The 13,086-nt window shown below is 60.5% G+C and carries 12 protein-coding genes and 1 pseudogene; 5 read left to right on the plus strand and 8 right to left on the minus strand.

Annotated features, from left to right (window positions below; all coding sequences use genetic code 11):
- Window positions 1–134: 134 nt before the first annotated feature.
- From AArcSt11_RS04335 to AArcSt11_RS04365, 7 genes and pseudogenes are all read right to left on the minus strand, one after another.
- Complete coding sequence (locus tag AArcSt11_RS04335; protein WP_250594985.1) at window positions 135–1,310, minus strand: thiolase family protein; 1,176 nt, start codon at window positions 1,308–1,310, stop codon at window positions 135–137.
- A gap of 84 nt (window positions 1,311–1,394) precedes the next feature.
- A complete protein-coding gene (locus AArcSt11_RS04340; protein WP_250594987.1) occupies window positions 1,395–1,760 on the minus strand; it encodes a hypothetical protein in 366 nt (121 codons plus the stop codon).
- Between the two features lie 111 nt (window positions 1,761–1,871).
- The gene (locus AArcSt11_RS04345) at window positions 1,872–2,723 is read right to left on the minus strand and encodes an eIF2B alpha/beta/delta subunit family protein (RefSeq protein ID WP_250595741.1); all 852 of its coding nucleotides are present in this window, start codon (window positions 2,721–2,723) and stop codon (window positions 1,872–1,874) included.
- Between the two features lie 91 nt (window positions 2,724–2,814).
- Window positions 2,815–3,667 (minus strand): annotated as a pseudogene (locus AArcSt11_RS04350) (class 1 fructose-bisphosphatase).
- Between the two features lie 195 nt (window positions 3,668–3,862).
- Window positions 3,863–4,012, minus strand: a complete 150-nt coding sequence (locus tag AArcSt11_RS04355) for a hypothetical protein (protein WP_250594991.1) — start codon at window positions 4,010–4,012, stop codon at window positions 3,863–3,865.
- A 139-nt stretch (window positions 4,013–4,151) separates the two neighbouring features.
- Window positions 4,152–4,616, minus strand: a complete 465-nt coding sequence (locus AArcSt11_RS04360) for a nucleoside deaminase (RefSeq protein ID WP_250594993.1) — start codon at window positions 4,614–4,616, stop codon at window positions 4,152–4,154.
- A gap of 59 nt (window positions 4,617–4,675) precedes the next feature.
- Complete coding sequence (locus AArcSt11_RS04365; protein WP_250594994.1) at window positions 4,676–5,968, minus strand: DUF418 domain-containing protein; 1,293 nt, start codon at window positions 5,966–5,968, stop codon at window positions 4,676–4,678.
- A 120-nt stretch (window positions 5,969–6,088) separates the two neighbouring features.
- Between AArcSt11_RS04365 and AArcSt11_RS04370 the strand changes: the two genes are divergently transcribed.
- Window positions 6,089–7,165 (plus strand): PAS domain-containing sensor histidine kinase, encoded by a 1,077-nt coding sequence (locus AArcSt11_RS04370; RefSeq protein WP_250594996.1) that lies wholly within the window; start codon window positions 6,089–6,091, stop codon window positions 7,163–7,165.
- A gap of 24 nt (window positions 7,166–7,189) precedes the next feature.
- Here AArcSt11_RS04370 and AArcSt11_RS04375 read toward each other — a convergent pair whose 3' ends face one another.
- Window positions 7,190–7,846, minus strand: a complete 657-nt coding sequence (locus tag AArcSt11_RS04375; RefSeq protein ID WP_250594998.1) for an HAD family hydrolase — start codon at window positions 7,844–7,846, stop codon at window positions 7,190–7,192.
- Between the two features lie 75 nt (window positions 7,847–7,921).
- Between AArcSt11_RS04375 and AArcSt11_RS04380 the strand changes: the two genes are divergently transcribed.
- The 4 genes from AArcSt11_RS04380 (at window position 7,922) to AArcSt11_RS04395 (ending at window position 13,074) form a co-directional block, all read left to right on the plus strand.
- A complete protein-coding gene (locus tag AArcSt11_RS04380) occupies window positions 7,922–8,602 on the plus strand; it encodes an RNA 2'-phosphotransferase (protein WP_250595000.1) in 681 nt (226 codons plus the stop codon).
- A 502-nt stretch (window positions 8,603–9,104) separates the two neighbouring features.
- Complete coding sequence (locus AArcSt11_RS04385; protein ID WP_250595002.1) at window positions 9,105–10,301, plus strand: orc1/cdc6 family replication initiation protein; 1,197 nt, start codon at window positions 9,105–9,107, stop codon at window positions 10,299–10,301.
- Window positions 10,302–10,821: 520 nt separating this feature from the next.
- Window positions 10,822–11,715, plus strand: a complete 894-nt coding sequence (locus tag AArcSt11_RS04390) for a transcription initiation factor IIB (protein ID WP_250595003.1) — start codon at window positions 10,822–10,824, stop codon at window positions 11,713–11,715.
- A gap of 69 nt (window positions 11,716–11,784) precedes the next feature.
- Window positions 11,785–13,074 carry a DUF7125 family protein gene (locus AArcSt11_RS04395; protein ID WP_250595004.1) on the plus strand — a complete coding sequence of 430 codons (1,290 nt, stop codon included), beginning with the start codon at window positions 11,785–11,787 and terminating at the stop codon, window positions 13,072–13,074.
- The last annotated feature ends 12 nt before the right edge of the window (window positions 13,075–13,086 follow it).

The following is a 13,086-nucleotide window of genomic DNA, read 5'->3' on the forward strand; positions in this document are numbered from 1 at the left end:
GAATCACTTTGAAAACGCACCGCCTCACTTTTCAATCCTTATCTGAACACCGCCGAATCGGGTGGACCAGCCGCCAGAACGGGGCAACCAACGACTCCTCTGTAGCGATAGATGACGCTCGCAAGCCGAATATGTTATAGCCGCTCGACGATCGTCGCGATCCCCTGTCCGAAGCCGATACACATCGTCGAGAGGCCGACGTCGTTTCCAGTCCGGTCGAGTTCGTGGACGAGTTTCGTCAGCAGGGCCGCGCCGGTCGCGCCAAGTGGGTGGCCGTGTGCGATCGCACCGCCGTTGACGTTGGTGTCTGCCCAGTCTGCGCCGATCTCGTCGAGCCACGCGAGCACAACAGAGGCAAACGCCTCGTTGACCTCGAACAGGTCGATATCGTCGACCGTCATCCCGGCGTCGTCGAGTACCTGTTCGGTCGCCGGAATTGGCCCCGTGAGCATCGTGACTGGATCGACGCCGACGACTGCTGTCTCGACGATCCGGGCCATCGGATCCCAGCCGTGTCTCTCGTCGGCAGCATCGCTCGTCACCAGGAGGGCACTTGCCCCGTCGACGATTCCCGAGGAGTTGCCAGCGTGGTGGATCCCATCACCCTCCTCGCGGAAGGCAAGCGGGAGCTCGGCGAGGTCGTCCGCGGTCGTTCCCGGTCGGGGGTGTTCGTCGCGCTCTACCCGGATCGGCTCGCCCTCGAGCGTCGTCTCTACGGGCGTGATCTGGTCGTCGTACCGCCCCGCTTCCCACGCCTCGGCCCACCGACGCTGGGAGTCGGCGGCGAGTTCGTCTACATCCTGTCTGCTGAATCCGTACTCCTCAGCGATCCGCTCGGCACCCTCACCCTGCGAGGTCGCTTCCTCGAAGTGCTGGAAGTACGAGTCGGTCAGTGCGTGCTTATCGACGACACCGTGCTCGGCGTTCCCGTCGCTCCCCATCGGCACTCTGCTCATGTGCTCGACGCCACCCGCGACGAGCACGTCGTGAAACTCCGCTCCCACCGACGAGGCTGCCCAGTTGACCGCCTGCTGCCCGGAGCCACACATCCGATTCAACTGGACGCCGGGGACCCCTTCGCCCCACCCCGCCACCATCGGTGCGATCCGGCCGATGTTCAGCCCTTGCTCGCCCACCGGCGTCACGCAGCCATACACCACGTCCTCGACGACTGCGGGATCGAACCCGACGCGTTCTTCGAGCGCGGCGAGCGGTTCGGCCGCAAGATCCTGTGGATGTGTGTCACGAAACGCGCCGTCGCGTTTTCCAAAGGGTGTTCTGACCGCGTCGACGATGACAGCATCAGTCATACCAGATCACGTAGTTTCTGGCGGAGGACAATAACGGTAGGTGTCCACAACAGAGAGGCACGTCAGTTCAGGCTCCGCTCCCGATCAGCCGCGGCGACGAAACTGCTCTTGTACCCGATCCATCCGGCATTCGATACAGAGGTCGTCTGCAAAACACGCCACGTTGTCGTGTGGACAGTCGTACTCTTCGATATCGACCGAGAGACTACGTTTCGCACGTTGCCACTCACGTTCCCAGTCCTCGATGTCCATCTCTCGTGACGTAAAGACGATATCGTCGTCCCGGTCGACGATCTTCGCGACCGTGACGGTGTCCGTGTGAGTTTTCACCGCTTCGATCGCTTCCCGGAACGACGAACAGGCGAGTTCGTCGATGCCTTCATGATCGTCGAGAAGTCGAACCGTCACAGTACCGTCGTACTTCTCAGTGGGATCCAGTCTGTCAGCCATAGTTCGTACTGCTTGGACGCACTACAAAAACGTACTACCCGAATACAACGAATCCCGCTGGGGCGGCAACCGATCGTGAACTCGGTATAGAACGAGATGACCTCGCTCCGCTCAGAACTGTATTATACCGTCTTCCGTGACGACCTGATCAAGCAAGCGCGTCGGCGTGCGATCGTACAGCGGGTTCTCGATGTCAAAGCCCTCCGTCGGTTCGAGCATCACTTCGCTGCCCGACCGGTAGGTCTGCTGGAACTCGAAGCCGTCGCCGATGAACTTCGAGGAGGAGCCGACGATCGTCATCGGCACGTCCAGATCAGCAGCGGTGGCGGCGATCGGGTACGTTCCCACGCGGTTGTAGACTTCGTCTCCGATGAGACAGTTCATGCCGACAATCACCCGGTCACAGTCAGGGAGGGCTGTCCCCATCGCGCTGTCGACGATCAGCCGCACGTCGACGTTCTCGTCGTCGGCGAACTGGCGAGCCGTCAGCCGACCGAAGAAGTTCGGCCGCGTTTCAGTGACGTACAGTGTGAACTCCGTTCCGGCATCGCTTGCGTATTCGAGAGCCAGCGTCGCCGTCGAGGAGTTCGAGTGGGTGAGAATCGTGTCACCATCCTCGATGAGACTTGCTGCTCGCGAGGCTGCACCCTCTTTGCTCTCCTCGACTTCCGTGATCACCTCGTCGACGGCCCGCTCCAGTTCCGTCTTCGCGTCGGCGACGGTCTCCAGGTTCGCATCCGAGACAGCGGTGATAATCCGCCGTTGAGTGGTGTTAAGTGGTGCGTGTGACCGGTTAGCGCCTTTCAACACCCGGCTGTTGCGTTCGAGATCCTGCTGGAACTCCTCTGTCGAGCGATACTCTCGATCGAGCAATTCGAGCAGCGCCTCTGCCGCCCGGACCGTGATGTGCGAGGCGCTACGAGTCTGCATCTCTGTGATTTCTCTGACGGTTTCGTCGATCATATTATTTCCATTCGCCTCCTGTCGCGTCATCTATTGTCATTCGAGCAATTGCTACTGAAATTTCGGTGACTGCGGGCTGATCCCTGCCTGCTCACGAACCGTCACCCATGTGCGCCTCGACCCGATCGATCAGGTCCTCGTTGCCAAGTGAACGTCGGCGTCCGCGCGTGGAGTCCGTCTGGTTCCACATCGAGTAACGATTGCGTGCCGTCCGTCGATCGTCCGCCGATTTCCTCTACCAGATAGGCAAGCGGCACTGCTTCGTAATAGACTCTGAGTTTGCCGTCGGGGTACTCTGTAGTCGCCGGATAGCCAAACAGCCCGCCATACTCCAGCACCTGTGCGAGGTCCGCGACTGTTGCGCCGCCATACCGTGGTTTCAGGTGCTGTTCGAGCTCTTTGGCGAGCTCGTTGAACCCCTCCGAGCGGGCGTACTTCTTTCCGGCGAGGCCGATGACCTTCGGATCGTCCGGGAGCGAGAACTCCCCCCAGCGCTCGCTGAAGCCGTCGCGCAGTAGATATTCCTGAACGGTTTCCCTGTCATCTCGGGCGACCGTCATCGTGGTGTAGGGGCCGTACAGAACCATCATTGCGGCGGAAAGTTCCCTGCCGGTGGCCGGGAGCTCCGTGTCGTAGACGCCGATGATCGTCCCGACTGAGTTGTTCGAGGCCAGGTTCGAGGAGCCATCGAGCGGATCGATGGTGATGACGTAGCCCTCGCCACAGTCGATCGCCGCGTCACGCTCCTCGCTGACGTAGCTCCCGACAGCATCGAGTGCCGAGAGCTTGTCGAAAAACAGGTGATCAGCCCAGACATCAGCGTCCGTCTGTTTATCACCGCTTGCGTTCACGCTGACTCGTGATTGAGCGTGGTTGGGAAGGTTCGTGTTCACGTAGTGAGCCGTCTGTTGGATCGTCTGTACGATCTGGTCCATCGCTTTCATAGTTCTCTCTGGCTGCAGCCCTCGGTTCTGATACCCATGCTAACTATGCATAGGTCGTGCCAGTTTATCATACTAGTTGATAACAATTGACATTCCAACGCGCAACACGACCTGATACGGGTTGCTAGCCAATGGAGCCCGCGTTCCGGGGTGGTCCCAAACAGCTACGGAGCGACAGAAATGATCGCTACGGCGTCACCGATCGTCACATTCCTCGCGAACGGGGATCACGACGAAATCGTCGGTTTCCATCTCGAAGGAGCGTTCCGCGGAGGCACTCCGGCTGGCAGGGTCTGCCCCGTGTGGTGACGACAGCCGCCGTCGAACCCGGGTCAATAGCCACATACTCCAGAACGGGAGTACATCGACTTAATGATCAGTCAGACAACTGTCCGCTCTTCGCAAGACAACTATGAGACACTGTGTGTACGTGGCGTGGGAAACTGGATAGGCGTGATAGCGTGCTGAAGCGCGGAACAGCCGCTCACCATCCGTACGCTTCGTGTACCTCCCGGCCTGCCTCGTTACATATGGGTCCGACGACGGCCGTGATGTCCTCGAGGATTACCGCGGAACGGACCGGCGGACTGTCCCCACCGAGTTCGTCGAGTTCGTCGCCCCCGACACTGTATCGGACCTGTGCGAACCCGGCCTTTCGCATCCCACCGGCGCACATCGGACACGGCTCCGTGCTCGTATACATCACTGTCTCGGCGCGTTCTCCGGGCGTCAGCTCCCGGCAGGCCCGATAGGCCAGATGTAGCTCCGGGTGGCGACGTCGGTCGTTCTCCGTATTGATCCGGTTCGATTCGGCCATGATCACCTCGTCGTCCCGGACGAGCACGGAACCGAAGGGCTCGTCGCCGCGGGCGGCCGCCTCGCGGGCAAGTGAGAGCGCCTCGCGCATGTGTGCGTCGTGATCGAACTCGTCGAAAGCGTGGTCAGTCATTGTTCGATGGTAGGTAGGTCCGCAAATAAATGCTCGGGCAGTGAGTGGGTCAGCACTGATCAGGAATCGAGCCGCATCGGCTGGCGTGACCCGTAGGTGAGCGTTCGCCAGAGCCACTCGACGGGACCGAACCGGAACCTGTTCAACCAGGCGATAGACAGCGGGATCTGTATCGCCCAGATCAGGAGTACAACTCCGAGCAGTTCGAGGCGGCTCAGAGTCGCAAAGAGCCCCAGTCCGTGGCCGTAGAAGAGCGTCGTCGCGACCACTGTCTGGAACAGGTAGTTCGAGAACGCGGTGCGTCCGACTGCGGAGAGTGCCGTCGTGATACGCCCACCCGCTGCAGCCCGGCACAGCAACATGATTGCTGCGACGTAGCCGAGTGCCAGCAGCAGGGAGCCGACGTAGTTGAGTTGCCGGGCAAACAGGAGAACGTAGCCGGTCTCCCAGCTGACGAGCTCGCGATACCACACGCCTGTGAGGATCAGCGCCAGTCCCGGGACGCCCCCGGCGACGAGCAGTCGTCGGTAAAACGACGTGCTCCGCTCGTTCGAGAGGATACCCCACTTGTACAGCGACATCCCGATGAGCATCAGCCCGCCGACTGTCCAGAACAACTCGGTAGCGAATCCGAGCGTCTGTCCGAGGAAGACCTCCGGCGCTCGGTATTCGACCTGTCCAGTCCAGCCCCCCTGATACGCAGCGATCTCCTCTTCGATCGCGCCGGGATCGGCTCCGAATCCGGCCAGGATACTCTCCTCGATCTCGGCCTGCGTCCCGGCGTCCGCTGCCGTGTAGCCGACCCCACCGAGCAGGTACAACGCTGTGGGGAGCATGAACAGAATCAGGCCGAGGACGAGGAGCCGCTTTGGCCGCCAGTTACGCGCAAAGACGACGACAAATCCACAGAGTGCGTATGTGACGAGGATATCGCCGTGCCACAGCAGGTAGGCGTGGGCGAGACCGATCACAAGGAGCCAGAACGTCCGCCTGAAATGCAATCGCCGGGCAGGCTGTCCCTTTCGCTCTTTGGACTCGGTAAACAGGACGATTCCCGCACCGAAGAGGAAGGTAAACAGCGTGATAAACTTCTGTTCGAAGAACACGTGGCTGACGAGCCAGGCGACGTAGTTGCCACCTGAAAAGTCGCCGTAGAGTGACGGATTGATCCATCCGATCGTCGGAAGCGCAAACAACCAGATGTTGATGACGAGAATCCCGAGCAGTGCGAACCCCCTGAGCACGTCGAGACTGACGATTCGATCCTCTGGCTCAGTCGGTCCGCGGTCGGTATCGTCGTCGGATCCGACGGGAGTTTGTGCTGGTTCGACTGGTCGTGAACGGGGACTCATCGTGGCAGGTGTAACATGTTTGGAGCTGAGTATATAGCTTCGGAACATCGAGTGTCGATGGCAACGGCTGGACTGGACGTTGCATAACAGCTATTTGACTTCCGTTAATAGATCCGTACAGTGACCGAAGTTCCCCATGGAAACGTGGATCTGGACGCGCTCACCGCAGCGCAGCACCGTGCGCTCCTTGAGTATGCGTCCGACGTGATCACCATCGTCGACGCCGAGGGGAAGATCAGGTATCAGTCTCCCAACTCCGAACGAATCAAAGGATGGGCTCCCGAAACGCTGGTCGGTGAGAACATCCTCGATTACGTTCACCCCGAGGACAGAGACCAGGTCATCGAACAGTTTTCCGGTCTGGTCGAAGGCAGCGGCGTGATCAAGGAGACGACCGAGTTTCGGTTTCGGACGAAAGAGCGGGGCTACATCTGGCTGTCAGTGACCGGCACGGCACCCGGCGAGGAGATCCCGATCGATGGCTACGTGACGATGAGCCGGGACGTCAGTCGGCGCAAGGCATACGAACAGCGTATCCGTGAGCAGCGCGACGATCTCGAAACGCTCAACGAGGTCCTCCGCCACGATATCCGAAACGATCTCCAGTTGATCAAGGGGGCCGCGGAGACGCTCGACGAACACGTCGACGAGGAGGGCCGCGAGTTCCTCGCAACAGTGCGTGAAAGCGCCGACAACGCCGTGTCGCTCACGGAGTCCGCCGGGGATCTGGCCGAAGTGATGCTCCAGTCGGATGGAGAGATTGGGTCCGTGTCGCTGGATCGAATACTCTCCGAGCAGATCGATGCGCTCCGGGCGACGTCGCCGGAGGCGGCGGTGACCGTCGACGATGTGCCACAGGTCGATGTCCGCGCGGGGGAGTTGCTGGCCTCGGTGTTCAAAAACCTCCTGACGAACGCAGTCCAGCACAACCATACGGCCGAGCCCAGAATCAGGATCTCGGCCGAACAGGACGACGAACACGTGCGAGTGCACGTCGCCGACAACGGCCCCGGGGTTCGTGACGAGTTGAAAGACGAGATCTTTGGCAAGGGCGAGAAGGGGTTAGAGAGCGCGGGCACCGGGATTGGGCTGTATCTGGTCCGGACGCTGGTCGAGAGCTACGGCGGCGAGGTCTGGGTCGAGGACAACGAGCCCGACGGAGCGGTCTTCGTGGTGGAGCTCCTCAAAGCCGAGTGAGCCGCTGTCCGAGAGCGAACAGGCCTAGCTACAGATCCGGTGCAGATCCTCCAGCGACTGGATGTCCCACGTCGGCCAGACGTTGAGTTCCCAGTTGGTCCGGTGCGGGCGACGAATAAAGGCCGAATCGATCCCCGCGTTTTCAGCGGCTCTGATATCGGATTCGTTGTCGCCCACGAACAGCGCCGAGTCAGCATCGAGATCGGCTAGCGCACGATCTAGATAGTGGGAGTTGGGCTTGCGCAGGTTCAGACTCTCGATCGTCGGCTCGCGCCCGTAGGCCGCGCCAAACCGATGGCGGATGTCGTTGTAATCGAGTACGAAATCGACCGTCTCCTGCTGGTTCGAGCTGACGATCCCCATCGAGACGTCGAGGGTAGCCAGTGTGTCGATGTCGTCGTACAGCGTCTTCCGGCCCGCTCGGACCTCGTCTTTCTGGACTGCGGCGAGGGCGTCCTCCCGTGCGCGCCAGAACTTGTCGGGAACCAGGTCGTACTGGCCACAGATGTACTCAACGTCCGCGGGGGTCGCCCCAACGGTCATGTCGTCAACGTGGTCGGCGTCCATGTCGGTCACACCGAACTGCGAGAAGGTTTCGTGGGTCGCGTCCCGAAGCACCTCGAAGCTCGTTCGCTCGACGAGGACACCGTCGTTATCGAAGACGACGGTATCGTAGGTCATGTATGGATTTGAGCCGTCGGCGACATAAACCTTTCACCGAGGCATGGAAATACATCGCACTGTTATTTTCCGTGAATGAGTAACCTTGGTATCTGTAATCGCCACGGCTACGTCTCGGGGACGTCCTGCCCGGACTGCGGAGACGCTGTCGACGTGGTGCTTGCGAGCGGTCGCCGGACACAGCTCTCGAAGTTCCTCAGCGGCGCGCTCAGACACTTTCCCGATGACGCTGGGCTGGTGCTAGACGAGCGAGGCTGGACGACCTTCGATTCGGTCGTCGACGTGGTCACTGATCGGTACGACTGGGCGACGCGTGAGCACGTCGAAGCGGTCGTTCTCACCGATCCGAAAGGGCGCTTCGAGCGGGACACGGGCAGTGAAGACAGCTACGCTGCGGGTCGGATCCGGGCCGCGTACGGCCATTCGGTCGACGTCAATCTCGATCCGGGGGAGACGCCGGTCCCGGACACGCTCTATCACGGTACTGCGCCGCGACACGTCGATGCAATCCTGGCGGAAGGGCTCAAACCGATGAGCCGCCAGAAAGTCCACCTCTCGGGAACGCGGGAGTCCGCGCTGTCGGTGGGTGAACGTCACGCCGATGACCCGGTCCTGTTGGTCGTCGATGCCAGACGTCTGCAAGCGGACGGCCAGCGGATCCTCAAGCGGGGCGAAGACGTCTACACGACCGATCGGATCTCGGCGGAGTATCTGGAGCCCGTGGAGCCCGACGATGTCGGCGGAAGCGTGTCGTGAGGACAGGGATGGGTGGTTCGTTGGGAGGACAGACACACCGGATTTCCGGTGGAGTGGGGTGGATGGGACGAGCCAGCTACATCAACAAACATCAACTAACAATCACGTGGGTACACACCGTATTTCCGATGAAATATGGTGGAGAACGGAGGGTGATAACTGATATAGAAACAACGTCCCGTCATAACTATCAGCATAGAGTGCATAGATTTATACGATGGTGTCGAGTACCGGCCATTGCCTAAATCGCCGATCGATACATGGAACGACGAGCAGTCGTTCTGTGACCGGAACGAATCGGAGTTGAGCCGGGCGGAAAGGATGTCTTGTTCTTCTTCGATCGCCATTCTACTCGCTCTACTGCCGGACCAGCCCGCCACTTCTTATTTCAGACCAGCCCCTACTCCCGCTACCCTATTTTCACCGGAAATCCGGTGTGTCTCTCTCACACGTCTGTCCCGAAAACGGAAGCTACTTTCACCGGAAACACGGTGTGGTGCGTATGGATGCAGACGACGAGTTGTTCACCCGGGAGGATCCGATCTTCGCCAACAAGGAGTTACTGGAGATCAACCACCTCCCCGAGAAGAACCGGATCGTCGGCCGCGACGACGAGATCCAGTCGCTGGCCAACGCCGTCAATCCCGCTATCTTCGGGCAAAGCCCGAGTAACCTGCTGATTTACGGGAAGACGGGGACCGGAAAGTCCCTCTGTGCGAAGCACGTCTCCGGACGGCTGATAGAGACGGCTGACCAGGAAGGCGTGACCATTACATACGCGTACATCGACTGTTCGCAGGATACGACCGAAACGCAGGCAGTCCAGTCGCTCGCAGCGTCGATCAACGACCCCGAGAAAACTGGCGTCTCGATCCCGGACAAGGGAATCAGCACGGCGACCTACTACAAACGCCTCTGGTCGATTCTCGACGCCCAGTACGATGTCGTGCTCGTGATTCTCGATGAAATCGACAAGCTCGAATCGGACTCGATCCTGATGCAGCTCTCGCGGGCGGGCGAAGCAGGCAAGATCGACGACTGCAAGATCGGTGCGATCGGTATCAGCAACAAGATCAAGTACAAAGACCGGATGGACGAGCGTGTCAAGAGCAGCCTCTGTGAACGGGAGTTCGTCTTCCCGCCGTACGACGCAAACCAGCTCCGGTCGATTATGAACGCGCGGAAGGACGCATTCCGCGACGGCGTGCTTGAATCCGGCGTCATTCCACGGGCCGCCGCACTGGCGGCTCAGGAACACGGAGATGCCCGGAAGGCAATCGATATGTTGCGATATGCCGGTGAGATCGCACAGGCGAACAACGCCGACACGGTTCGTGAGGAGTTCGTCACCGACGCCCGCGAGAAGGCCGAGACCGACCGGTTCCGCGAGCTGATCCGCGGTGCGACGCCACACTCGCGGTACGTCCTGCAGGCGCTGACCCACCTCTCAGTCAACGAGCCTGAACAGGACGGCTTCCGGACGACTGCGATCTACGATGTCTACGAACGACTCTGTGAGGATGTCGGCTCGGACCCACTCTCGCTACGCCGGGTCCGCGACCTGCTGAAAGAACACGCGTTCCTCGATGTTCTCGAACAGTCCCGACACTCCGGCGGGAGCGCGGAAGGCAACTTCACGAAACACCGACTGCTAGAGGACCCCGACGTCGTCCGCGACGTCCTCGTGAACATCGAGTGATGCGGACCGCTCTCTCCGCGGAGCCGCCCTAACACCCGTTTTGTCGCCGCCCCTCCATACGCATTTCATCGGAAATGCGGTGTATACTGGATATCTGTGAAGTACACGCAGAGCAAGTGTTCCACCGGAAACCTGGTGTGTCTCTCTGTCAGGGCCGAACCTGCAAACTCCGAGTCCAGATGGACAGGAGGGTACGGCTGTCTGGGCCAGCCATCGGTTCGGCCGTTCGAGTAACTTCCCCACCGTTGTGGTACAGTTCGGGAAGCCCGGTCATCGTCGGACTTTGCCCGAATGCTTGCGGGATCTCCGAACCCTCCCTGTTAACGACGGGATGGGGTCATCGGGGCACTGCATATTGCCGGTCTATTGGCGCTGCTTGTTCAACCACCAAACAATATATTATCTATAACGACAGTTTAATTTACCAAGGTTCCAATTGCTTCATAATCACCATAGTGATCCATTGATGGATGTCTTCCACGACTCCGACACCGTAGTGCACCGACGACAGATGACCGATATGAATACTCCTACTATCGCTGTGCCGCCTGACACAGCCTGCAAGACCTGTCATGAGTGTGGGGGTGAAGTACGCCATACAGACGACGAACGGATCTGTACGGAGTGTGGGCTGGTACTGGTGCGAGACAGGATCGACCGCGGACCCGACTGGCGATGCCTCGACGATACTGGGCAGCGGCGAACCGGCGCGCCGGTCGATCGGACCCGTCACGACGGCGGGATATCGACATGCATCGGCTACGGGGAGGGGACCGATATCACAGAAGCGCGGGCACAGCAACTGATTCGAATCCGAACCCTCCACAACCGCTCTCGCTTCGAATCGAAGGCAGAGCGCAACAGAGCATACGGATTCACCGAGATCAAGCGGATCGTCTCGTCCCGATCGCTGTCGAGATCGATCGAAGAGCAGGCCTGCTCGCTGTTCGAGTCAGCCCAGTCGGAGGGACTGTTGAGTGGTCGGTCGATCGAAGGGTTCTCCGCGGGGGCGGTGTATGCCGTCTGTCGTGTCCAGTCGATCCCCCGGACGATCGAGGAGATCGTCGCCGTGGCCCGGGCGGATCGGGACGAACTCGGTGTCGCATACGACGCGCTCAACCGTGAACTCGGCCTACCGACCGGCCCGATCTCGCCTTTGACGTATCTCCCCCGGTATGCCAGCGAACTGGAACTGGCAAACGACATCGAGATGCGTGCACGGGAGTACGTCGATGCCATCGTTACGGCCGGTAAGCTCGGTGGAAAGAACCCGAGTGGCGTCGCAGCAGCCTGCCTGTACATGGCTGCGTACGATTTCGGCGTCGACGTCACCCAGACCGCGGCCGCGGACGTTGCCGGCGTCTCCCGGATGACGATTCGGTCGCGGATCACGGAGCTGAAGGAACTCGATTGAGTATTTCAGCCACATATCAACTTTCCCGTAGCTGTCTAAGTTCAAAAGTGATGGCGCAGCAATAAGGACATGATCGCAATTACAGGTGCGAAAGGTGGCTGTGGAAAATCGACCGTAACGGTCGGGCTTGCGCGTGCGTTCGCCCGGTCAGAGACATCTGCGATTACGGTCGACGCCGACAGACAGCTCCCGAACCTGCACGTAATGACCGGTCTCGACCGTGAGCCGACCCTCGCGGAACTCAAGCGAGGGCAGTCGCTCGATACGATCGCACAGACCGATCCCGAATCGCCGACTGTCGGCGTCGTCCCTGCGCCAAAACCCTCCCAGCCCTTCGAGTTCGAGCCCCATCGCGAGGCGTTTGATACCGACGGCACACAGTTGCTGGTCGATTGTCCGTCCGGAGCCGGGCCCGATGTCGTCGAGCCGGTTCGACAGGCCGACGGCGTGATCGTCGTTGCGACCGACACCGACCGCGGGCTCGACGCCGCCGAAACGTCGATCGAACTGGCACGCCGACTCGACGTACCGGTCTACGGTGCCGTACTGAACCAGTGTTCGGAGGTTCCGACCCAGGCCAACCGCTGGGAGGGCGTTCCGTTGCTGGGCTGTGTTCCCGACCGGCCCTCCCCCCTGCTGAACCAGACCGTCGAGGAATCGTTCGACGAGATCGTCACGCGACTGTCGGCACAGTCGGCCGCCGACCGCTCCCTGCCCGAATACGGCGGGGACCGGCTCCCGGTCGGAACGCCGGAACTCGACGATCAACTCGATGGGGGCGTCCCACCGGGATCGATCGTTGCACTGGTCGGAGAGCCCTCCAGTCAGGCAGAGCAGCTTCTCTACTCTGCGACCGATGTCCGCGGCACTCTATATATATCGACTCTCCAGCCCCGCGGAGCCGTCAGGCAGTCGATCGATACGACCGGGCTGCCGACCGGCAATCCCACCATCAGGGAAGTCGGTGGCGAGACGCCGATCGAGGACGCCACAGAGCTCATCGAGAAGCTCCCGAACGCGGCGAACCTGATCATCGACGGCACGGACCCCCTCGAACAACAGGATCGATCCACGTATCTGTCCTTTCTCGGGACGCTCAAGGAGCGACTCGTGGATACTGACAGCATCGGACTGCTCCACTGTCTCGGTGACAGCTCGCATCGGCGAACCGCAACGTTACGCGCTGCCGATATCGTACTCGAGTTCGAAACGATCCGGCCGGGTATCGAGGGCGATGCGGCCCACTACGTGACGATCCCGAAGTATCGCCCGGCAGATACGGCCACCGAGCCGGTTACCCTGACGTTCGCTACTGACTCGCGAACCGGGCCGATCGAGTCTCCAACGGGATCAAACTGAGAGGGACCGACG

Source organism: Natranaeroarchaeum aerophilus, assembly GCF_023638055.1.
Taxonomy (GTDB): domain Archaea; phylum Halobacteriota; class Halobacteria; order Halobacteriales; family Natronoarchaeaceae; genus Natranaeroarchaeum; species Natranaeroarchaeum aerophilum.

Bases quoted from the DNA above. Each gene is read 5' to 3' on its own strand.
- AArcSt11_RS04335 (WP_250594985.1), bottom strand. From the start codon at position 1,310: ATGACTGATGCTGTCATCGTCGACGCGGTCAGAACACCCTTTGGAAAA.
- AArcSt11_RS04340 (WP_250594987.1), bottom strand. From the start codon at position 1,760: ATGGCTGACAGACTGGATCCCACTGAGAAGTACGACGGTACTGTGACG.
- AArcSt11_RS04345 (WP_250595741.1), bottom strand. From the start codon at position 2,723: ATGATCGACGAAACCGTCAGAGAAATCACAGAGATGCAGACTCGTAGC.
- AArcSt11_RS04355 (WP_250594991.1), bottom strand. From the start codon at position 4,012: ATGTGGCTATTGACCCGGGTTCGACGGCGGCTGTCGTCACCACACGGG.
- AArcSt11_RS04360 (WP_250594993.1), bottom strand. From the start codon at position 4,616: ATGACTGACCACGCTTTCGACGAGTTCGATCACGACGCACACATGCGC.
- AArcSt11_RS04365 (WP_250594994.1), bottom strand. From the start codon at position 5,968: ATGAGTCCCCGTTCACGACCAGTCGAACCAGCACAAACTCCCGTCGGA.
- AArcSt11_RS04375 (WP_250594998.1), bottom strand. From the start codon at position 7,846: ATGACCTACGATACCGTCGTCTTCGATAACGACGGTGTCCTCGTCGAG.
- AArcSt11_RS04380 (WP_250595000.1), top strand. From the start codon at position 7,922: ATGAGTAACCTTGGTATCTGTAATCGCCACGGCTACGTCTCGGGGACG.
- AArcSt11_RS04385 (WP_250595002.1), top strand. From the start codon at position 9,105: ATGGATGCAGACGACGAGTTGTTCACCCGGGAGGATCCGATCTTCGCC.
- AArcSt11_RS04390 (WP_250595003.1), top strand. From the start codon at position 10,822: ATGAATACTCCTACTATCGCTGTGCCGCCTGACACAGCCTGCAAGACC.
- AArcSt11_RS04395 (WP_250595004.1), top strand. From the start codon at position 11,785: ATGATCGCAATTACAGGTGCGAAAGGTGGCTGTGGAAAATCGACCGTA.